This window comes from Agrococcus sp. UYP10, from assembly GCF_040547205.1.
Taxonomy (GTDB): Bacteria; Actinomycetota; Actinomycetes; order Actinomycetales; family Microbacteriaceae; genus Agrococcus; species Agrococcus jenensis.
Genome location: NZ_JBEPPG010000001.1, coordinates 1,459,808 through 1,479,087, shown reverse-complemented (window position 1 = coordinate 1,479,087; position 19,280 = coordinate 1,459,808). Strand labels below are relative to the sequence as shown.

17 protein-coding genes and 1 tRNA gene are annotated in these 19,280 nt (G+C 70.6%); 6 read left to right on the top strand and 12 right to left on the bottom strand.

Features of this window, described 5'->3' with window-relative positions:
- Window positions 1-39: 39 nt before the first annotated feature.
- From ABIB37_RS07375 to ABIB37_RS07355, 5 genes are all read right to left on the bottom strand, one after another.
- On the bottom strand, window positions 40-1,644 hold the full coding sequence (locus tag ABIB37_RS07375) for a monocarboxylic acid transporter (protein ID WP_123696230.1): 1,605 nt from the start codon (window positions 1,642-1,644) through the stop codon (window positions 40-42).
- A complete protein-coding gene (locus ABIB37_RS07370; RefSeq protein WP_354258681.1) occupies window positions 1,641-1,988 on the bottom strand; it encodes a DUF485 domain-containing protein in 348 nt (115 codons plus the stop codon). The genes ABIB37_RS07375 and ABIB37_RS07370 overlap by 4 nt, the downstream gene beginning before the upstream one ends.
- A 123-nt stretch (window positions 1,989-2,111) precedes the next feature.
- Window positions 2,112-2,966: a sugar ABC transporter permease gene (locus ABIB37_RS07365; protein WP_245989997.1), complete on the bottom strand. Its 855-nt coding sequence runs from the start codon at window positions 2,964-2,966 to the stop codon at window positions 2,112-2,114.
- Between the two features lie 74 nt (window positions 2,967-3,040).
- Window positions 3,041-4,636, bottom strand: coding sequence for an ABC transporter permease subunit (locus ABIB37_RS07360; RefSeq protein WP_354258678.1), 1,596 nt, complete (start codon window positions 4,634-4,636; stop codon window positions 3,041-3,043).
- Window positions 4,637-4,719: 83 nt separating this feature from the next.
- Window positions 4,720-5,982, bottom strand: coding sequence for a sugar ABC transporter substrate-binding protein (locus ABIB37_RS07355; RefSeq protein WP_354258675.1), 1,263 nt, complete (start codon window positions 5,980-5,982; stop codon window positions 4,720-4,722).
- A 185-nt stretch (window positions 5,983-6,167) separates the two neighbouring features.
- Between ABIB37_RS07355 and ABIB37_RS07350 the strand changes: the two genes are divergently transcribed.
- Window positions 6,168-7,826: a glycoside hydrolase family 13 protein gene (locus tag ABIB37_RS07350; RefSeq protein ID WP_354258672.1), complete on the top strand. Its 1,659-nt coding sequence runs from the start codon at window positions 6,168-6,170 to the stop codon at window positions 7,824-7,826.
- A 183-nt stretch (window positions 7,827-8,009) separates the two neighbouring features.
- On the opposite strand, the gene ABIB37_RS07345 is transcribed toward ABIB37_RS07350, so the two are convergent.
- A complete protein-coding gene (locus ABIB37_RS07345; protein ID WP_354258669.1) occupies window positions 8,010-9,194 on the bottom strand; it encodes a M23 family metallopeptidase in 1,185 nt (394 codons plus the stop codon).
- Between the two features lie 181 nt (window positions 9,195-9,375).
- Entirely contained in the window at window positions 9,376-10,179 is an 804-nt protein-coding gene (locus ABIB37_RS07340; RefSeq protein ID WP_354258666.1) for an inositol monophosphatase family protein, read from the bottom strand.
- A 90-nt stretch (window positions 10,180-10,269) separates the two neighbouring features.
- Here ABIB37_RS07340 and ABIB37_RS07335 point away from each other — a divergent pair.
- A tRNA-Tyr gene (locus ABIB37_RS07335) sits at window positions 10,270-10,351 on the top strand.
- Between the two features lie 280 nt (window positions 10,352-10,631).
- On the opposite strand, the gene ABIB37_RS07330 is transcribed toward ABIB37_RS07335, so the two are convergent.
- The gene (locus tag ABIB37_RS07330) at window positions 10,632-11,054 is read right to left on the bottom strand and encodes a hypothetical protein (protein WP_354258663.1); all 423 of its coding nucleotides are present in this window, start codon (window positions 11,052-11,054) and stop codon (window positions 10,632-10,634) included.
- Window positions 11,055-11,191: 137 nt separating this feature from the next.
- On the opposite strand from ABIB37_RS07330, the gene ABIB37_RS07325 reads away from it, so the two are divergent.
- Genes ABIB37_RS07325 through ABIB37_RS07315 form a run of 3 tightly spaced genes read left to right on the top strand, consistent with a single transcriptional unit; the run spans window position 11,192 to window position 13,872 of the window.
- Entirely contained in the window at window positions 11,192-11,872 is a 681-nt protein-coding gene (locus ABIB37_RS07325) for a hypothetical protein (RefSeq protein ID WP_354258660.1), read from the top strand.
- A 56-nt stretch (window positions 11,873-11,928) separates the two neighbouring features.
- Window positions 11,929-12,417 carry a YajQ family cyclic di-GMP-binding protein gene (locus tag ABIB37_RS07320; RefSeq protein ID WP_123696238.1) on the top strand — a complete coding sequence of 163 codons (489 nt, stop codon included), beginning with the start codon at window positions 11,929-11,931 and terminating at the stop codon, window positions 12,415-12,417.
- 9 nt (window positions 12,418-12,426) lie between these two features.
- A complete protein-coding gene (locus ABIB37_RS07315) occupies window positions 12,427-13,872 on the top strand; it encodes a phospholipase D-like domain-containing protein (RefSeq protein ID WP_354258656.1) in 1,446 nt (481 codons plus the stop codon).
- Between the two features lie 21 nt (window positions 13,873-13,893).
- On the opposite strand, the gene ABIB37_RS07310 is transcribed toward ABIB37_RS07315, so the two are convergent.
- From ABIB37_RS07310 to ubiE, 4 genes are read right to left on the bottom strand one after another with little or no spacing between them, the layout of a single operon-like run.
- Entirely contained in the window at window positions 13,894-14,658 is a 765-nt protein-coding gene (locus ABIB37_RS07310) for a sulfite exporter TauE/SafE family protein (RefSeq protein WP_354258653.1), read from the bottom strand.
- A gap of 30 nt (window positions 14,659-14,688) precedes the next feature.
- Window positions 14,689-16,038: an FAD-dependent oxidoreductase gene (locus tag ABIB37_RS07305; RefSeq protein WP_123696241.1), complete on the bottom strand. Its 1,350-nt coding sequence runs from the start codon at window positions 16,036-16,038 to the stop codon at window positions 14,689-14,691.
- A gap of 54 nt (window positions 16,039-16,092) precedes the next feature.
- Complete coding sequence (locus tag ABIB37_RS07300) at window positions 16,093-17,103, bottom strand: polyprenyl synthetase family protein (protein ID WP_354258650.1); 1,011 nt, start codon at window positions 17,101-17,103, stop codon at window positions 16,093-16,095.
- On the bottom strand, window positions 17,103-17,864 hold the full coding sequence (gene ubiE, locus ABIB37_RS07295; RefSeq protein WP_354258647.1) for a bifunctional demethylmenaquinone methyltransferase/2-methoxy-6-polyprenyl-1,4-benzoquinol methylase UbiE: 762 nt from the start codon (window positions 17,862-17,864) through the stop codon (window positions 17,103-17,105). Before ubiE ends, ABIB37_RS07300 begins: the two co-directional genes overlap by 1 nt.
- A 99-nt stretch (window positions 17,865-17,963) precedes the next feature.
- On the opposite strand from ubiE, the gene ABIB37_RS07290 reads away from it, so the two are divergent.
- Entirely contained in the window at window positions 17,964-19,172 is a 1,209-nt protein-coding gene (locus ABIB37_RS07290; RefSeq protein WP_354258644.1) for an isochorismate synthase, read from the top strand.
- Window positions 19,173-19,280: the final 108 nt, after the last annotated feature.

The window sequence follows — 19,280 nt, the reverse complement described above, 5'->3', positions numbered from 1 at the left end:
CCGAACTTCAGTGTTCGGTGGCCTCAGTGCTCGGTGGCCTCAGTGCTCGGTGGCCTTCTCGGCCCCGGCGCCCGTGAAGGAGCGCACCTCCATCTCGGCCTGCTTGACCTCGTGGTCGGCCGACGGCTTCGTGACGAGCGTGCCGATGATGCCGAGCAGGAACGCGAGCGGGATCGACACGATGCCGGGGTTCGACAGCGGGAAGATCGCGAAGCTCGCATCCGGGAACATCGACGTCTCGCGACCCGACACGGCGGGCGAGAGGACGATGAGCAGCACGCACGAGATGAGCCCTCCGTACATCGACCAGAGCGCGCCGCCGGTGTTGAAGCGCCGCCAGAACAGCGAGTAGAGGATCGTCGGCAGGTTGGCGCTCGCCGCGACCGCGAATGCGAGCGCCACCAGGAACGCGACGTTCTGCCCCTGCGCCACGATGCCGCCGATGATCGCGATGATGCCGATGACGACGACGGTGTAGCGGGCCACCCGCACCTCCGCACCCGGTGCGACGTCGCCGCGCTTGATGATGGAGGCGTAGATGTCGTGCGCGAACGAGGTCGCCGCCGTGATCGCGAGTCCGGCGACCACCGCGAGGATCGTCGCGAAGGCGATCGCCGAGATGATCGCCATGAGCACCGGGCCGCCGAGGGCGAGCGCGAGCAGCGGCGCCGCGGCGTTCTCGCCGCCCGCGGCCTCGCGGATCGTCTCCGGTCCGACGAGCGCCCCGGCACCGAAGCCGAGCACGAGCGTGAACAGGTAGAAGATGCCGATGAGCCAGATCGCCCAGACGACGCTGCGCCGGGCCTCCTTCGCCGACGGCACCGTGTAGAAGCGCATGAGCACGTGCGGCAGGCCCGCGGTGCCGAGCACGAGCGCGAGACCCAGCGAGAGGAAGTCGATCGGGTTCGTGTACTTCAGGCCCGGGGCGAGGATCGCCTCGCCGTCGGGCGACGCGTCGATCGCGCGCTGCAGCAGCTCGTTGAAGTCGAACCGCACGATGAAGAGCACCATCAGGGTCAGGATGCCGGCGCCCGCGATGAGCAGCACGGCCTTGATGATCTGCACCCAGGTGGTGCCCTTCATGCCGCCGAAGATGACGTAGACGATCATCAGCACGCCGACGACGGCGACGGTGATCGTCTTCGCGATCGGCTCGGTGAAGCCCATGAGCAGCGCGACGAGGCCACCGGCGCCGGCCATCTGCGCGACGAGGTAGAAGAAGCAGACGGTGAGCGTCGCGAGCGCCGCCGCCATCCGCACCGGGCGCTGCTTCAGCCGGAAGCTGAGCACGTCGGCCATCGTGAACCGGCCGGTGTTGCGCAGCAGCTCGGCGACGAGCAGCAGCGCGACGAGCCACGCGACCAGGAAGCCGATCGAGTAGAGGAAGCCGTCGTAGCCCGCGACCGCGATCGCGCCGCAGATGCCGAGGAAGCTCGCGGCCGAGAGGTAGTCGCCGGCGATCGCGATGCCGTTCTGACGGCCGGAGAACGACCGCCCCGCGGCGTAGAACTCGTTCTCGGTCGCCTTGCGGCGCGAGACGCGGAAGACGATGAAGAGCGTGACCGCGACGAACGCCGCGAACACGATCATGTTGATGGTCGGGTTGATCTCGTCGAGGCTCACGGGGCCGGCCTGGATGATCATCGCGCACCCCCCGACTGCGCCGCCTGCTCCATCTCGTGCGCGAGCGGTTCGGTGAGCGGGTCGTAGGTGCGGTTCGCCCAGCGGCTGTAGGCCATCGTGATGACGAACGTCGAGACGAACTGCGCGAGCCCGAACAGCAGCCCGACGTTGATGTTGCTGCCGCCGATGCGGGTGGCGAAGAAGCTCGGCGCGAAGCCGGCGATCAGCACGTAGGCGAGGTACCAGCCGAGGAAGAGCACCGTGAGCGGGACGATGAAGCCCATGAAGGTGCGCCGCAGGCGCTGGAACTCGGGTGAGCGCTGCATCTGCAGGCTGCGCTCGGCTACGGGGTCGGACTCAGGCATGCGTGACGCTCCCATTCCCGGACGCGACGCTGCGCCCGCCTCACCGTCGAGGTGCGACGAGCGTAGCGGCACGAGGCGCGGATGCTGAGGAATCCGCGGAGTCCGGCCCGGCCGGGCGCGTCGCTACTTCACGGCTCCCGCGGTCAGGCCGCCGACGATGTACTTCTGCAGCCAGAGGAACAGCGCCATCACGGGGATGGCCGCGAGCACGGCACCAGCGGCGAACACCGGGTAGTTCGAGTTCGTCTCGTCCGAGACGAGCCGGAAGAGGCCGACCGCGAGCGTCAGCTTGTCGTTGCTCGACAGCAGCGTCGAGGCGATCACGAACTCGCTCGTCGTGGCGATGAACGAGAGCAGGCCGACGACGGCGAGGATCGGGGCCACGAGCCGCAGGATGATCGTGAAGAAGATGCGGGCGTGCCCCGCGCCGTCGATCTTCGCCGCCTCGTCGATCGAGGTCGGGATCGTGTTGAAGAAGCCGTACATCAGGTAGGTGTTCACGCCGAGCGCGCCGCCGAGGTAGACGAGGATGATGCCGATCTGCGAGTCGAGCCCCAGCACCGGGAAGATGTCGCTGATGCCGCGCATGAGCAGGTAGATCGCGACGACCGCGAGCAGCTGCGGGAACATCTGCACGAGGATCAGGCTCAGCAGCCCGACCCGGCGGCCCGTGAACCGCAGCCGGCTGAAGGCGTAGGCCGCGAGCGCGCCGAGGAAGACGGTGCCGGCCGATGTGACGAGGCCGATCACCATCGTGTTGGCGAACCACGCGGCGTAGGGGCGGTTGGGGTCCGTGAACAGGTCGACGTAGTTCTCGAGCGAGAAGTTGCGGAACAGCGCGTTCGAGCCGGTGAGCGTGCCGCCGGGGTTTAGCGAGGCGCTCAGGACGTAGACGAGCGGGAACGCGGCGAAGATCACCACGGCGATCCCGATGAGGTGGCGCCAGCCGAGCTCCCGCACCCACTTGCGGAAGCTCATCCTCGGCTGCGGGGCGGGGCGGCGCTCGGGCTCGGCGTCGAGCTCGATGGCGGCGGGGTCGATGTTGATGCTCATCAGTGCAGATCCTCCAGTGCCCTGGTCTGGCGGAACGAGATCGCCGAGACGGCGGCGACGACGATGAAGATGAGGATCGAGAGCGCGGCCGCCAGGCCGTAGTCGCGGTTGCCGCCCTCGAACGCCGTCTTGTAGACGAGCGTGATGAGCAGGTCGGTGTGGCCGACGTTCTCGGTGACGCCCTCCATGCGGGGACCGCCGCGCGTGAGCATGTAGGTGGTGTTGAAGTTGTTGAAGTTGAAGGCGAACGACGAGATCAGCAGCGGCGCGGTCGACACGAGCAGCAGCGGGAACTTGATGCCGCGGAACACCTGCCAGCCGTTGGCGCCGTCGACGGTCGCCGCCTCGGTGAGCTCCTCCGGGATCGACTGCAGGGCGCCCATGCAGACGAGGAACATGTAGGGGAAGCCCAGCCAGACGTTGACGAGCAGCACCGAGAACTTCGCGAGCCACGGATCCGTCAGCCACGGGATGTTCGCGGAGCCGAACAGCACCTCGTTGACGAAGCCGAACTCGGTGTTGAGCAGGCCGAGCCAGACGAGCGCCGACAGGAACGACGGGAAGGCGTACGGGAGGATCGAGAGCACGCGGTAGACCTTGCGCGAGCGCATCCGCGGGTCGTTGAGCGTGAGCGCGAGGAACAGGCCGAGGAAGAACGACAGCCCCACCGAGAGGATCGCGAAGGCGAAGGTCCAGACGGCGACGCCGAGGAGCGCGCCGCCGAACCGCGGGTTCTCGAACGGGTAGAGGAAGTTCTCCGGGCCGACCACGATCTGCCAGCCGGTGCCGAGCACCTCGCCGCCCTCGGTCTCGAACTGCCCGTTGCCGAGGTCGGCGTAGACGGTGTCGGTCGTGGTGTCGGTCATCGTGCCGGCGGCCTCGTCGTAGACGAAGATCGACTGGAAGACGAAGGCGTTGCGCGCATCCGTCGTGCGGAGGAAGCCGTCGGCGAGGTCGTCACTCAGCGGCACCTGCAGCGCGGCCACCTCCTGCTGCCGCTGCAGCACGTCCTGCTGCTGCAGGCTCGTCCATCCCTCGGCCGCGACGGCGCGGTCGCCGTCGAGCGTCACCGCCCCCGGGTCGAGGGGCTGCAGCGGCTCCTCCTGGGTGCCGACGAGCACCTCGCCCTCGGGCGAGGTCGCGAGCAGGCCGAGGCCGCCGGGGCCCTCGACGAGCTGCACGAGGTAGGTGGGCGAGCCCTCGACGCGCTGCGTGTTCTGCAGCACGATCGCCGAGATCGCGTCCTCCTTCGTCGAGTTGTGCCCGTCGCCGTAGTTGGTGAACGCGATGTAGAGCGAGTACACGACCACGAACACCTGGAACACGGCGAGGAAGATGAGGCCCGGCGTCAGGTACTTGCCGGGCAGCAGCCCCGGCGACAGGTAGACGATGTTGACGAGCAGCGTGGTGACGGCGACGATGCCGAGCACGAGCCAGTCGCCGCGGAAGAACAGCATCGACATCGCGAAGACCGCGACGGCGTCGACGATGGCGAGGAAGAGGATCTTGACCGCCAGCACCTTCATGCTGGGCGGCGCGGTACTGATGCTCCGCTTGCGCGTCGCCGTGCTGTCCTTCGAGACGGTCGTCGTCACGCGGAGCTCCTGATCGCCGAGATGGGTTGCGGGGATGGCGCGGCGGCCGGCCCGATCGGACCGGCCGCCGCGTCGAGAGGGGGTCAGCCGTCGAGCGAGCTCTGGATCTTGTCGGCCATCGTCGTCCAGACCGTGGCCGGGTCACCGCCCTGCTGCGCGATGATCTGTCCCTCCGCGACGCCCCAGTCCTCCCACAGGAGGCCCATCTCGGGGATGTTCGGCATCGGCACGCCGGCAGCGCCGACCTCACCGAAGGCAGCCACGTCCTCGTTCGACTGCGCAGCCTCGAACGCCGAGGTCAGCGCGGGCGCGCGCTGGCCGGTCTCGTAGATGGCCGTCTGCGCCTCCTCGCCCGCGATGTACTCGGTGAGGAACTGCGAGGCGACGATCGGGTTGTTCGCGTAGGCCGAGACCATGAAGCCCTGCACGCCGACGAACGGCGTGGCAGGCTCGCCGCCGGCCGACGGGATCTCGCTGACCGCGTAGTTGACGCCGGCCTCCTGGAACGCGGAGAGGTTCCACGGACCGGTGATCGTGTAGGGCGACGCGCCGCTCGCGAACTGCTCCTTGGCAATGTCCTGGCTGATGTTCGGGTTGATGATGCCCTCTGCCGACCACTGGCCCAGCGCCTGCGCGAACGCCACGTTGCCCTCGTTGCCGAGCTGCAGGTCGTCGGCGTCGTAGGACCCGTCCTCGTTGATGCCGAAGACCGGGCCGCCGAACGACGCCTGCAGCGGGTACAGGTGGTAAGGGTCGGCGTTGTTCGGGTCGATGCCGACGAGCAGCGGGAACTCCGCGGATCCGGCGTCGACCGCGGCCTGACCGGAGGAGATGAGCTCGTCCCACGTGGCGGGCGCCTCGGGGGCGAGGTCGGTGTTGCGCACGAGCGCGATGTTCTCGATCGACACGGGCACGCCGTAGGTCGATCCCTCGAACGTCATGGCGTTGACGGCGATCTCCTGGAAGTCGCCCGCGGTGTCGCCGAGCTCGACCGGCGCGATGACGCCGTTCTGCGCGAGCTTGCCGATCCAGTCGTGCGCGCCGACGATGACGTCGGGGCCCTCGCCGGACGGCGCCTGGGTGGTCAGGTTCTCGTCGATCGAGTCGAAGTCCTGCACGACGACCTCGACGGTCGTGCCGGTCTCCTCCTCGAACGTCGCGACGACGTCGGTCAGGGCATCCGCCCGGTTCTGGTCCATCCAGATGACGAGCTCGCCGCCGCCCTGGGGCGCTGCCGACTCGCTCTGCGACGGAGCGGGGGCGGGGGTGCCGCCGCCGGAGCATGCCGCGAGCGAGAGCGCGAGCGCCCCGACTCCGGCGACCTTCATGAGGCTGCTCTGCTTCATGGTTGCGTTCCTCAGCTTTCGGGACTCGCGGCGCCGACGGCCATCGTCGGCTGAGCCCGGCTCATCGTGGCGGTCGCGTGCGGCGCATGGCAAGCCGAAGCGCCCCCGCTCCGCCAATCGTTCGCAACTCGTGACCTTGCGCGTGCTTCGCGCGCACCCAGTCGCCTCCGCATAGCCTTGGTCGCATGACCGACGCCTCGACGCAGTCCGCGCCCGACGCCCACCTCACCCCGACCGCCCCCGGCAACGAGTGGTGGCGATCCGCCGTCATCTACCAGATCTACCCGCGCTCGTTCGCCGACGCCTCGGGCGACGGGATCGGCGACCTCGCCGGCATCGCCGCGCGCCTCCCGGCGATCGCCGACCTCGGCGTCGACGCGGTGTGGCTCAGCCCGTTCTACCGCTCACCGCAGAAGGACGCCGGCTACGACGTCGCCGACTACACCGACGTCGATCCGCTCTTCGGCACGCTCGACGACTTCGACCGGATGCTCGCCGAGGCGCACGCGCTCGGCCTGCGGGTGATCGTCGACCTCGTGCCCAATCACTCGTCCGACCAGCACGCCTGGTTCCAGGAGGCGCTCGCCGCCGGTCCCGGCAGCGAGGCGCGCGAGCGCTACATCTTCCGCGACGGCAAGGGCGAGTCGGGCGAGCTGCCCCCGAACAACTGGCAGAGCGTCTTCGGCGGCCCGGCGTGGACGCGCGTGCCCGACGGCCAGTGGTACCTGCACCTGTTCGACACGTCGCAGCCCGACTTCGACTGGAACCACCCCGCCGTGGGCGACATGTTCGTCGACGTGCTGCGGTTCTGGCTCGACCGCGGCGTCGACGGCTTCCGGGTCGACGTCGCGCACGGCAACGCGAAGGCCGAGGGACTGCCCGACGTCGACGTCGAGCTCGTCGCGGCCGGCTCGATGGACTCGCCGTTCTTCGGCCAGGAGCACGTGCACGAGATCTACCGCCGCTGGCACGACGTGCTCGCCGCGTACGACGGCGACCGCGTGCTGTGCGCGGAGGCGTGGGTCACGCCGCTCGAGAAGATGGCGCGCTTCGTGCGCCCCGACGAGATGCACCAGGCGTTCAACTTCGTCTACCTCGAGACCCCGTGGGACGCGAAGCTGCTGCACGAGGTGATCGACGACTCGATCTCGGCGTTCGGCGCCGTCGGCGCTCCCCCGACGTGGGTGCTCTCGAACCACGACACGATCCGGCACCGCACGCGGCTCGCGCTCGTGCCGCCGCCCATCCACGGCGCCGGCATCGGCCCGACGTCGCGCTCGAAGGCCGACCCGACCGTCTCGCTGCGCCGCGGCCGCGCCGCCACCGCGCTCATGCTCGCGCTGCCCGGCGGCGCCTACGTCTACCAGGGCGAGGAGCTGGGGCTCCCCGAGGTCACCGCGATCGAGCCGCACGAGCGCCAGGACCCGACGTTCGCACGCACGGGCGGAGAGCTGTGGGGCCGCGACGGCTGCCGCGTGCCGATCCCGTGGGAGTCGGCCGCGCCCGCCTACGGCTTCAGCGAGACCGGCGAGACCTGGCTCCCGCAGCCGCCGCTCTGGGGCGAGCTCGCCCGCGACCGGCAGGAGCACGACCCCGACTCGACGCTCGCGATGTACCGCCGCGCGCTGCACCTGCGGCGCGAGCTGGGCCTCGGCACCGGCACCCTCGAGTGGCTCGACGTCGGCCCCACGGCGCTCGCGTTCCGCAACGGCTCGATCACGGTGGTCGCCAACCTCGGGCACGACGCGGTCGACGTGCCCCGCGGCGAGATCCTGCTCGCCTCGTCGCCGCTCGACTCGGCGTCGCTCTCGGCCGACGAGGTCGTCTGGGTCCGCACGGCGTAGCCGCCGCCTCGCGACGACGAAGGGCCCTGCCTCCCGGCAGGCCCCTTCGTCATGCAGCGCTCACTTCGCTGGTCGAGCAGCACACCACCCGCTGGTCGAGTAGCACGCCGAAGGCGCGCGTATCGAGACCACACGCACCGACCGAGCACCACACCAGCGGCGCGCGCATCGAGGCCGCTCTCGCTAGCGGTACTCCAGGTTCATCTCACGCGTCTGCAGCCACAGCAGCGGGTCGAACGACACGTAGTCGGCGTTCTTCAGCTCGAGGTGCAGGTGCGGGCCCGTGGAGCGGCCGGAGTTGCCGACCTGGCCGATGACGGTCGTGATGTCGACGACCTGCCCGACCTCGACGGTGAGCGAGCCGGGCAGCATGTGGCCGTACCAGGACTGCACGAACTGGCCGTCGATGTTGTGGTCGATGAAGACCGAGTAGCCCCCACCGCCAGGGTTGTTGCCCTGGAAGACGGCCGAGACGACGCCGTTGGCGATCGGGCGCACGTCGGTGCCGATGCCCGGGATGAAGTCGCTGCCGCCGTGGAAGCCGCCGGGCCGGTAGCCGAAGCCGCTCGACATCGGCACCTGGTCGAGGTTCGGGAAGGGCGTCTGCACGAAGCCGGTCTCGAGCATCCCCCACACCTGCGGGAACGCGGGGTCGCCGGTGTAGGACGGGCCGGCCACCTCGGAGTCCGCGACCGCCTGGTAGGCGGCGAGCTCGCCCGGCGCCATGCGCGCGGCGGCGATCTGGTCGTTGACGATGATGTCGTCGCGCTGGAAGTAGCCGGTCGACTCCGCGTTGACGCCCTCGAGCGTCTGGACGCCCTCGCTCATCTGCGCGACCTCGGGGTCGAGGCCGTTCGGCGCCTGCACGGCCTGCGCAGGCAGCGACGTGACGACCACGAGCGAGCCGATGAAGAGCAGCGCGCCACCGGCGGTGATCTTCTGCACGATCTTGCGCGCACCGCGCTTGGCCTGCGTCGGCGGCGCGATCGGCGCCTGGCGGATGACGCGCGGCGCGAGGGCGCGCGGCACGGGCCGGACGCTGGGGATCTGGTCGCCGCCGTTGCCGAGCGACGGGGCGTCGACGACGATGCTGGGCGACTCGAAGGTCGGCTCGGCGATCTGCACGGGCAGGTCGCGGGCGATCTGCGTCGCCGCGTCGCGCATGGCGCGGCGCGTCGTGTAGAGCGGCGCGGAGCCCTCGACAACGGTCACGCGCTCGGCGGCGCGCGCCTCGCTCGCGGTGAGGGCGATGGCCTCGGCGGCGCGCTCGCGATCGCGGACCGATCGCCGCGTGGCGGCGGGAGCCGCATCGGGTCGGGAGACGCCCTCAGGGGACGAGCGGAGTGCTCGTCGGGTGGGGTGCGTCACGCTGGATGCCGTCCTGATGCTCGATGTGCGGTGGGGCGCGCAGCTGGATCGATCTGCAACTGTGCGGTGCCGGAAACGATGCTCGCATGAACCGGCCGTGGCGAGAAGCGGCACGCTGTGCGTCCGATCATCACTCGCTCAAGGTTCAAATATAACGGAACGGTAACGAGAGGGCAAGGTGTCAGACCTCGTGCGGCGCGAGGGGCTCCAGCAGCGCCGCCAGCTCGTCGGCGAGCGCCGGGTGCGCGGCCAGCAGGAACGCGGAGCTCGCGGGCGCGCCGCCCCAGCCCCGGACATCCCCACCGGCCTCCTCGACGAGCAACGCGCCTGCGGCCATGTCCCAGGGCTGCAGGCCGCGCTCGTAGTAGCCGTTGAGCCGGCCGCAGGCGACCGAGGCGAGGTCGAGCGCCGCCGAGCCGATCCTGCGGATGTCGCGCACCGAGCCGATGAGGCCCTGCACGACCGCCGCCTGCCGCTCGCGGCGCCCGGCGTCGTAGCCGAAGCCCGTGCCGACGAGCGCCATCGAGGCCCGCACCGCATCCGCGACCCGGATCTCCCTGCCGTCGAGCCGGGCTCCCTCGCCGCGGAGCGCCTCGAACCGCTCCCCCGTCGCGCCGTTGATGACGACGCCCGAGAGCGCCCGCCAGGTCGTCGGCTCGGGCTCGCCCTCGACGAGCGCGATCGAGACCGCGTAGGCCGGGATGTCGTAGAAGTAGTTGACCGTGCCGTCGATCGGGTCGATCACCCAGGTGAGGCCGGAGGTGCCGGCGACGCTCGCGCCCTCCTCACCGAGGATGCCGTCGTCGGGCCGCGCAGCCTGCAGGCGCTCGACGACGAAGCGCTCGACCTCGCGGTCGGCCTCGGTGACGATGTCGACGAGGCTCGACTTGCTCGCCGCGACGGCGACGCCTTCGTGCCGGCGCGTGCGCGCGAGCTCGGCCGCCTCGGTGGCGATGCCGACGACCAGGTCATGGAGCTCGCGCATGCCTCGAACCTACCGCGCACGCCGCCGGGCGGCCGCGGTCGCCCGGCGTCCTGTTGGCCATGTATCCTTGACGACGGCCTGTGCGGCCACGGCGAGTTACCCAAGCGGCCAAAGGGATCTGACTGTAAATCAGACTGCTCAGCATTCGGGGGTTCGAATCCCTCACTCGCCACCGATCCGAAGCCCCGCCCTCGAGGCGGGGCTTCGTCGTTGCGGCAGATGGTCCGGAGGATCGCGCGCTCACCGGCCGCTCGTCGGCAGCATGCAGTCGAGGCGTGTCTCAGCGCCGGATCCTCCGGCCGCGGTCGCTCCGCGAAGCGTGGACCCCCGCAACCTCGGGATCTAAGGTTGCGGCATGGCAGATTCCTCGTTCGATGTAGTCGAACCGCAACGGTCGACTTCATTGGAGCCGCCTGCCTGTAGAGCCCGCCCGCGAGCTGGTCGTCGCGCTTTCAGCCGCCGGTGAAGGCCTCGGTAGCGAGGTCAGATCCTGCGCTCTGACAAGCCTCGAGAAGCGCCCCGATCCCATCGTTCCAGCTCGTCGAGCCGATTCCCGCGCTATACGCAGCTCCTAACGCGATCGGCGGAGCTGAGTCACGGAGCTGGGTGATGGCCTCACTGACGGCCCCCTCCCCTGTTGTTGGCACTCGATCGAGCACACGGGTTGCCAATCGCTCCCAGCCGTCGTGCTCCTGCTGCCCGATACGCCCCTGATCGAGCGCGATGTCTGCATTGCCCGTGATGGTGAGGACGTCGCCGAAGGCCTCGCACGTCGTTGCATCGCTGACCTCAGCGCCAGCGCCAGAGGACTCGGGGGCGGTGCTGCTCGAGCAACCGGTGAGCGCCGCGCCTCCGACTAGCGCGATGATGATCAAGGTGCGACTGTGCATGGTGCCCTTTCGGCGAATGCGGTTGACACGCACGCTACTGGCGCCGCGTGGAGCAGCTAAGCGAGAGCTGGGAGCAACCCTCGGACGCTGGCGGCCGGTAATCCCCAGCATACGATCGGGGCATGGCGGCCGCTTCCGACCGAGACACAGTGCGAGAAGCGTCCGCCGCGCGATCACTTCTCGGAATCTCGATCGTGGCCGCGACGATGACAGCGTGCTCGTCACTTCCCTACGAAGCCGAAGGGGTGCGAGCTGACGCAAGTCGGGCGCTCGCCAGCGTTCAGGAGTTGACCAACTCCATCGTGCCGGAGGACGCCGACGTGATCGCGCATCAGCGACTCGACCGGTGCTCGGACATCGCTCTCAACGATGGCTGGCAACCATCGCCCGCGTCCTTCGCGTGCTTTGCCGTTGACATCACCGTCGTCCGCCTCGACGGTTCACGCGCGGAGGCGGCCGAGTTCGCGCGCGAGCGCATCCACGTGTCGAGGTTGGTCGACGCCGTGGATTGGGGCGACGAGTCGATGCCACTTTTCGCCTCGGGCACAGTCGAACACGACTTCGTGAGGTATGACGTCACGCAACCCGGTTGGGTGACCTCGACATTGTCGGCTGAGCCGATGAGTTACGTGATCGCAGATCCGATCGGGGTGGACCGTGGTGCCGAAGCGCAACTCCTCACCTCCGAGGGTGAGGCGCTGATAGCCAACCGCGGCGAGGAGCCAGCGATGATCGAGTGCGATTGCCTGCAGTGGTGGCTGATCGTGGTCGAGCGATATGACGTGCCGCCCGGCGAGGAGTAGTACGTCGTCCCCTCTCCCACCAGTCCTGCGACTGCAGTTGTCCTAGTGTTGTCGACATGGCAGATTCCTCGTTCGATGTGGTCAGCAAGGTCGACAAGATGGAGGCCGAGAACGCGGTCAACCAGGCCCGCAAGGAGGTCGAGCAGCGCTACGACTTCAAGGGGGTCGGCGCCGACGTCTCGTGGAGCGGCGACAGCCTGCTGCTGAAGGCCTCCAGCGAGGAGCGCGTGAAGGCCGTGCTCGACGTCGTGCAGTCGAAGTTCGTCAAGCGCGGCATCGACCTGAAGATGCTCGACGCCGGCAAGCCGTATGCCTCCGGCAAGGAGTTCCGCATCGAGGTCGGCCTGAAGGACGGCATCTCGACCGAGGACGCGAAGAAGGTCACGAAGCTCGTGCGCGAGCAGGGCCCCAAGACCGTGAAGACCCAGATCCAGGGCGACGAGGTGCGCGTCACCTCGAAGAGCCGCGACGACCTGCAGGCCACCATCCAGCTGCTCAAGGGCGCTGACCTCGACATCGACCTGCAGTTCATCAACTTCCGCTGACCGCCGGCCGTGGAGCTGACGCAGGCGCTGGGCGCGCTCTGGATCGCCCTCGACGTGGCGCTGCGCCTGCTCGCACTCGTCGTCATCCCCCACAACCGCAGGCCCGCGACGGCCATCGCGTGGCTGCTCATCGTCATGATCCAGCCGGTCGTCGGCTGGATCGTGTTCCTGCTGCTCGGCAACAACCGGGTCTCGCGCGGCCGTCACGCGAAGATGTCGGCGATCCAGGAGCTCATCGGCGAGAGCACCGAGGCGATCGACGACGCGACGCCGCCCACGGAGCGCCCGTCGTGGCTGCCGGGCGTGCTCGAGCTCAATCGCACGCTCACCTCGATGCCGCATGTCGGCCCCTCGTCGGGCATTGTCTGGGGTGAGTTCGACGCGCAGCTCGAGGCGATGGCCCGCCGCATCGACGAGGCGGAGCACTGGGTGCACGTCGAGTTCTACCTCATCGTCGCGTCGGAGCGCACGGAGCCGTTCTTCGCGGCGCTCGAGCGGGCGACCGCCCGCGGCGTCACCGTGCGGGTGCTCGTCGACCACCTGACGAGCGTGCGCTACCCGCGCCGCAAGGAGACGCTCGCGCGCCTCGACGCCATGGGGGCCGAGCTGCGCGACATGCTGCCGCTGCGACCGTGGGCGGGCAAGTGGCAGCGCCCGGACCTGCGCAACCACCGCAAGCTCCTGGTGGTCGACGGCCGGGTGGGCTTCACCGGCTCGCTCAACCTCATCGACCCCTCCTACCTGTGGCGGCGCAACCTGCGGCGCGGCCTGCAGTGGCGCGACACCTGGATCGAGCTCAGCGGCCCGCCCGTGCGGGCGCTCGACGTGCTCTTCTGGTCCGACTGGTGGGCCGAGACGAACGAGCTCGTCGAGCTCGCGACGAGCGAGTCCGAGACGGGCGGCGACCTGCTCGCATCGGCCATCCCCTCGGGGCCGGGCTTCGAGGGCGAGATCAACCTGCGCGTCTTCGTCGAGCTCGTGCACGCCGCTGAGGATCGCATCACGATCGTCAGCCCGTACTTCGTGCCCGACGACGCGATGCGCTACGCGATCACCTCCGCCGCGATGCGCGGCGTCCAGGTGGAGCTGTACGCGAGCGAGATCGGCGACCAGTTCTGGACCTATCACGCGCAGCGCTCCTACTACGAGGAGCTGCTGCGCGCCGGCGTGCGCATCATCCTGTTCGAGAAGCCGACCGTGCTGCACTCGAAGTTCATGACCTTCGACGACCGGGTCTCGGTCATCGGCTCGTCGAACATCGACCTGCGCTCCTTCGGCCTCAACTTCGAGGTGTCGATGCTCATCGAGGGCACCTCGATGGTCGCGCAGCTCCACGGCATCGCCGAGGGGTACCGGCGGCAGTCGACCGAGCTGCAGCTCGACGACTGGATGGCGCGGCCGCGCGTCGCGCAGCTGTTCGACAGCGTCGCGCGGCTGACCTCCGCCCTGCAGTAGCGGCTCAGCCGCGGGTCTCGCTCAGTCGAGCAGCATCGCGAGCCCCACGACGACCGCGAACGCGATCACGACCGTGCGCAGCGCCCACGACGGCACCCGCCGCGAGAGCCAGCCGCCGGCGAGCCCGCCGAGCAGCGAGCTCGCGAGCATGACGAGCACGACGCCCCAGTGGATGAGCGGCGAGAAGGCGAGGATGAGCACGCCCGTGCCGTTGATGACGCCGGCGATCGCGTTCTTGAGCGCGTTGTGGTGCTGCAGCGAGTCGTGGATGACGAGCCCGAGCATCGCGAGCATCATCACGCCGATGCCGGCGCCGAAGTACGAGCCGTAGATGCCGATCGCGACGAACGCCGCCCTCGTCACCCAGCCGCCGGTCGACTCGACGTCGAACCCGGCCGCGTCGTCGCGGCGGAGGCCCTTCGCCACGAGCGGCTGCGCGGCGAAGAGGGCCGCAGCGGTGAGCACGAGCCACGGCACGATCGCCTCGAAGGAGTCGGACGGGGTGAGGAGCAGCAGCACCGCGCCGATGACGCCGCCGACCGCGGCGAACGGGGCGTTCGCGATGAAGCGGCGGCGCTGGCGGCGCAGCTCCTGACGGTAGCTCCACGCGCCACCCACCGTGCCGAGCAGCAGCCCGACCGACGACGTCATGTTGGCGGCGAGCGGGCTCATGCCTGCGGCGAGCATCGCCGGGAAGGTGATGAGCGTGCCGCCGCCCGCGGCCGCGTTGATGGCGCCTGCGCCGAGGGAGGCGAGCGCGATCAGCAGGTAGCCGGGCAGCTCCACGTCAACGCCCGCCCCGCGGCTGCGGCGCGGTCACTCGTCGCGCGAGACGGAGATCATCTCGTCGCGCGGCACGACCTTGATGCGGGTGCGGCCGTGCGGCTCGCCAAGGGCCATCTCATGCTGGTCGAGGCGGATCCAGCCGTCGATGTCGGTCCAGGCGACGCCGCGCTCGCGCAGCAGCGCGGGCACCGCATCCTGGTCGTACGCCTCGGGCGTCCACCACGAGTGCTCGTCGCCGAGCAGGTGCTCGACCGTCTCCTTGGCGTCGGACTTCGTGTGCCCGATGAGGCCCACCGGGCCGCGCTTGATCCACCCGGTCGCGTACATGCCGGGCATCGGCCGCGAGCCGTCCTGCACGCGCCCGGCGATGTTGGGGACGACCCCGCGGCGCTCGTCGAAGGGCACGTCGGGCAGCGGCGAGGAGAAGTAGCCGACCGCGCGGTAGACCGCCTGCACGGGGATCTCGCGGTACTCCCCCGTGCCCTCGAGCCCGTGCTCGGTCGGTCGGGTGCGCTCGATGCGCAGCGCCTCGACGCGGCCGTCGCCGAGCACGGCGTCGGGCCGCGACCAGAAGTGCAGGTGCAGCCGGCGCGACGCCTGCCCGACCTCGCGCTGCCGCCACTGCTCGAGCACGCGCGAGATGACGAGGATCTGCTTGTTCTGCTTGAGCGTCTCCTCGTCGGGGTCGACGCCGAAGTCGTCGTCGTGGAGGATCATGTCGACGTCGCGCAGCTCGCCGAGCTCGCGCAGCTCGAGCGGCGTGAACTTGACGTTCAGCGGGCCGCGACGGCCGAAGACGTGCACGTCGGTGACCGGGGATGCCTCGAGGCCGTCGACGACGTTCGCCGGCACCTCGGTGGGCATGAGGTCCTCGGGGTGCTTCACGAGCATCCGGGCGACGTCGAGCGCGACGTTGCCGTTGCCGATCACCGCGATCTCCTTGGCCTCGAGCGGCCACTCGCGCGGCACGTCGGGGTGGCCGTCGTACCAGGAGACGAAGTCGGCTGCGCCGTAGGAGCCGGGCAGGTCGATGCCGGGGATGTCGAGCGGTGCGTCCTTCGTCGCCCCGGTCGCGAAGATGACGCCGTGGTAGAGCCGCTCGAGGTCGGCGAGCGTGATGTCCTCGCCGAACCGCACGTTGCCGAACAGCCGCACGACGCCCGACTCGAGCACCTCGCGGAGCGCGGCGATGATGCCCTTGATGCGCGGGTGGTCGGGCGCGACGCCGTAGCGCACGAGCCCGTAGGGCGCGGGCAGGTGCTCGAACAGGTCGATGAGCACCTCGCGGCCGGACTCGGCGGCCGACTTCTTCAGGATGTCGGCGGCGTAGATGCCCGCCGGGCCGGCGCCGACGACGGCGATGCGGAGCGCTGCGCTCACGATTCTCCTCAGGTGCGGGGCGGCCTCGCCGCCCGAGTCTTCTTCAGTCGGGGTTCAGCGGGTGCGCGAGACGACGTGCTCGGCGAAGGTCTCGAGCCCGCGGCGCACGGTGCCCCGGGGCAGCGGCGCGAGCGCCTCGAGGGCGCTGCGCTGCCAGCGCTCGGCCTCGGCGACCGTCTCCTCCACGACCGGATGCGCGGCGAGCTCGGCGACCGCGGCCGCGAGGTCGGCGTCGTCGGCCGGGCTCTCGAGCCGGGCGTGCAGCCGGGCGGAGGCCTCGTCGTCGCGCTTCGCGAGCAGCAGCACGGGCAGCGTCGCGACGCCCGCGCGCACGTCGTTGCCCTGGTCCTTGCCCGTCTCCGGGTCGGCGGAGAGGTCGATGACGTCGTCGACGATCTGGAAGGCGACGCCGATGCGCTCGCCGAACAGCCGCAGCGGCTCGCGGTAGGCGTCGTCGGCGCCGCTCACGACCACCCCGAGCTCGGCGGCGGCGGCGATGAGCGAGCCGGTCTTGTCGGCGAGCACCTGCAGGTAGTGGTCGACCGCATCCGCGTCGCCCGGCCCGAGCGTCTCGTGCAGCTGGCCGAGGCACAGCCGCTCGAACGTGCGCGCCTGCAGCACCGCCACCTCTCGGCCGAGCGGCGCGGCGATCTGGCCGGCGCGCGCGAAGAGCAGGTCGCCGGCGAGGATCGCGACGGAGTTGCCCCAGACGGTGTGCGTCGACGGCACCCCGCGGCGGGTGTCCGCCTCGTCCATCACGTCGTCGTGGTACAGGCTCGCGAGGTGCGTGATCTCGACGACCTCTGCGGCCGAGAGCACGTCGTCGTCGACGCCGGAGCCGAGGTGGGCCGTGAGCAGCAGCAGCAGCGGGCGGGCGCGCTTGCCGCCGGCCTCGAGCAGGTAGCGGGTGACCGCATCCGCGACCGGGTCGGCGACCCGCAGGTGCGCGTCGAGGCGCGCCTCGAGCTCGTCGAGGCCGCGGTCGACGTTGTCGACCACGCGAGCGTCCGCGGGCGCGACGAAGCGCGGCCCTCGCAGGCCGAAGGCCTCAGCGATCGACGGCATCAGTCGGCCTGCTCCTCCGCCTGCGCGTGGCGCGCGATGCGCATCGCGGCGGTCTGCTCCGTGGGCTTTCGGCCGCGGTGCAGCGCGACCACGCCCATGGTGAGGTTGCGGTGCGCGACGCGCGTGAAGCCCGCGGTGCGGATCCACTGCGAGAGCGACTGCTGGTCGGGCCACGAGCGGATCGACTCGACGAGGTAGCGGTAGGCCTCGGGGTTGGAGCTCGCCACCTTGGCCATGCCGGGCAGCATCGTGCCGAGGTAGAGCTCGTAGCCCTTGCGCACGACGTTCACCGGCGGCTGCGAGAACTCGCAGATGACGAGGCGGCCGGACGGCTTGAGCACGCGGTAGAACTCGCTGAGCGCGACGCGCGGGTGCTGCACGTTGCGCAGCCCGAACGAGATGGTGACGGCGTCGAAGGTGTCGTCCTCGAACGGCAGCTCCTCGGCGGAGCCGTGCACGAACTCGATGTCGGCGTGGCGCTTGCGGCCCTCCTCGAGCATCCCCTGGCTGATGTCGAGCGCGGTCACGAGCGCGCCGGCCTTCGCCATCGGGGCGGCCGAGGCACCGGTGCCCGCGGCGACGTCGAGGATGCGCTCGCCCGGCTGCGGCCGCACGGCGCGCTGCATGTGGATGCGCCAGAGCTTGTCGTTGCCGCCCGAGAGCAGCGAGTTGAGCAGGTCGTAGCGCTTGGCCGTCGCGTCGAACATGCCCGCGACCTCTGCTGGGTCCTTCTGCATGTCTGCTCGGCTCACGTCCTCCATCCTAGGCTCCCCGACGTGCGGGCCTTCCGGCGGCCGTCCAGGCTCGTGATCGCCGGCCGGCACGGCCCCCTCGCGGGGCGCGACGCTAGGCTGGCTGGCATGCCGGCCCTGCGGGCGCGCACCGAGCGCGCGGAGCTCGGACGCCTGCTGGAGCACGCCGATCCGCGCGCACCGCTCGCGATCCGACGCGGCGCCGACGGCATCGTCGGGCGCGGCGAGGCCCTGCGGCTCGAGTTCCGCGGCCCCTCCCGGCTGACGGATGCGGCGGACGCGTGGCGCGAGGTCGCCCGCGACGCGCAGGTCGACGACGAGGTGGGCGTGCCCGGCACCGGGCTCATCGCCTTCGGCGCCTTCGCCTTCGACGACGCCTCCGCGGCGACGAGCGTGCTCATCGTGCCGCAGCTCGTCGTGGGCCGCCGCGGCGACGACGAGTGGGTGACGTGGATCGGCGACGGCGGTCGCCTGCACCCGACCGCGATCGACGAGGTGCGCGTCGAGCTCCACGACGGCGCCATCGGCGCGAAGTGCTACCGGGCGATCGTCGCCGCGGCGACCGAGCGCATCCGCGCCGGCGACGCCGAGAAGGTCGTCGTCGCGCGCGACCGGGTGGGCCAGCTGCCGCCCGAGGGCGACATCCGCTCGGTCGTGGTGGGCCTCGGCCGCCGGTACCCGGACGCCGTCACCTACGCCGTCGACGGCGTGGTGGGCGCGAGCCCCGAGACGCTCATCGCCGCGCACCGGGGCCACTTCTTCTCGCGCGTGCTCGCGGGCACCGCAGCACGCGGCGCGACTCCGTCGCTCGACGCGGAGATCGCGGAGTCGCTCGCGAGCGGCGACAAGGACGTGCGCGAGCATCGCTTCGCGGCCGACTCGGCCATCGAGGTGCTGCGCGAGCTCGCGCCCGACACCCGGGCCTCGGAGCCGTTCCCGCTGCGGCTGCCCAACCTGTGGCACCTCGCGACCGACATCACGGGCACGCTGGGCGGCAGCTCGACGCTGGACGTCTTGGCGCTGCTGCATCCGACGGCCGCGGTCGCCGGCACCCCGCGCGCCGCGGCGCTGGCGATCATCCGAGAGCTCGAGCGCGTCGATCGGGGCCGCTACGCGGGGCCGGTCGGCTGGGTCGACGCCGAGGGTGGCGGCGAGTGGGTCATCGCGCTGCGCGGCGCCGAGATCGACGCGGACGGCTGCATCCGCGCCTTCGCGGGCGCCGGCGTCGTCGCAGGCTCCGACCCGCACGACGAGCTCACCGAGACGGCCGTGAAGCTGCGCCCGATCACCGACGCGCTCGCCGACCCGCTCCCCTAGCGCCCGTCACGGATCGAGGGAGGTCCGTCGGCGCATGAGCGGCGGTCGTCCGGCCGCTGCCGGTGCGATCCCCCTCGTCCTGCGCCACCCGGCTACATCGCAGCCTGG

What these genes read in the sequence shown, in the direction of transcription:
- ABIB37_RS07375 (WP_123696230.1), bottom strand. Translation starts at nt 1,644, where the DNA reads ATGATCATCCAGGCCGGCCCCGTGAGCCTCGACGAGATCAACCCGACC.
- ABIB37_RS07370 (WP_354258681.1), bottom strand. Translation starts at nt 1,988, where the DNA reads ATGCCTGAGTCCGACCCCGTAGCCGAGCGCAGCCTGCAGATGCAGCGC.
- ABIB37_RS07365 (WP_245989997.1), bottom strand. Translation starts at nt 2,966, where the DNA reads ATGAGCTTCCGCAAGTGGGTGCGGGAGCTCGGCTGGCGCCACCTCATC.
- ABIB37_RS07355 (WP_354258675.1), bottom strand. Translation starts at nt 5,982, where the DNA reads ATGAAGCAGAGCAGCCTCATGAAGGTCGCCGGAGTCGGGGCGCTCGCG.
- ABIB37_RS07350 (WP_354258672.1), top strand. Translation starts at nt 6,168, where the DNA reads ATGACCGACGCCTCGACGCAGTCCGCGCCCGACGCCCACCTCACCCCG.
- ABIB37_RS07340 (WP_354258666.1), bottom strand. Translation starts at nt 10,179, where the DNA reads ATGCGCGAGCTCCATGACCTGGTCGTCGGCATCGCCACCGAGGCGGCC.
- ABIB37_RS07325 (WP_354258660.1), top strand. Translation starts at nt 11,192, where the DNA reads ATGGCGGCCGCTTCCGACCGAGACACAGTGCGAGAAGCGTCCGCCGCG.
- ABIB37_RS07320 (WP_123696238.1), top strand. Translation starts at nt 11,929, where the DNA reads ATGGCAGATTCCTCGTTCGATGTGGTCAGCAAGGTCGACAAGATGGAG.
- ABIB37_RS07300 (WP_354258650.1), bottom strand. Translation starts at nt 17,103, where the DNA reads ATGCCGTCGATCGCTGAGGCCTTCGGCCTGCGAGGGCCGCGCTTCGTC.
- ubiE (WP_354258647.1), bottom strand. Translation starts at nt 17,864, where the DNA reads ATGGAGGACGTGAGCCGAGCAGACATGCAGAAGGACCCAGCAGAGGTC.
- ABIB37_RS07290 (WP_354258644.1), top strand. Translation starts at nt 17,964, where the DNA reads ATGCCGGCCCTGCGGGCGCGCACCGAGCGCGCGGAGCTCGGACGCCTG.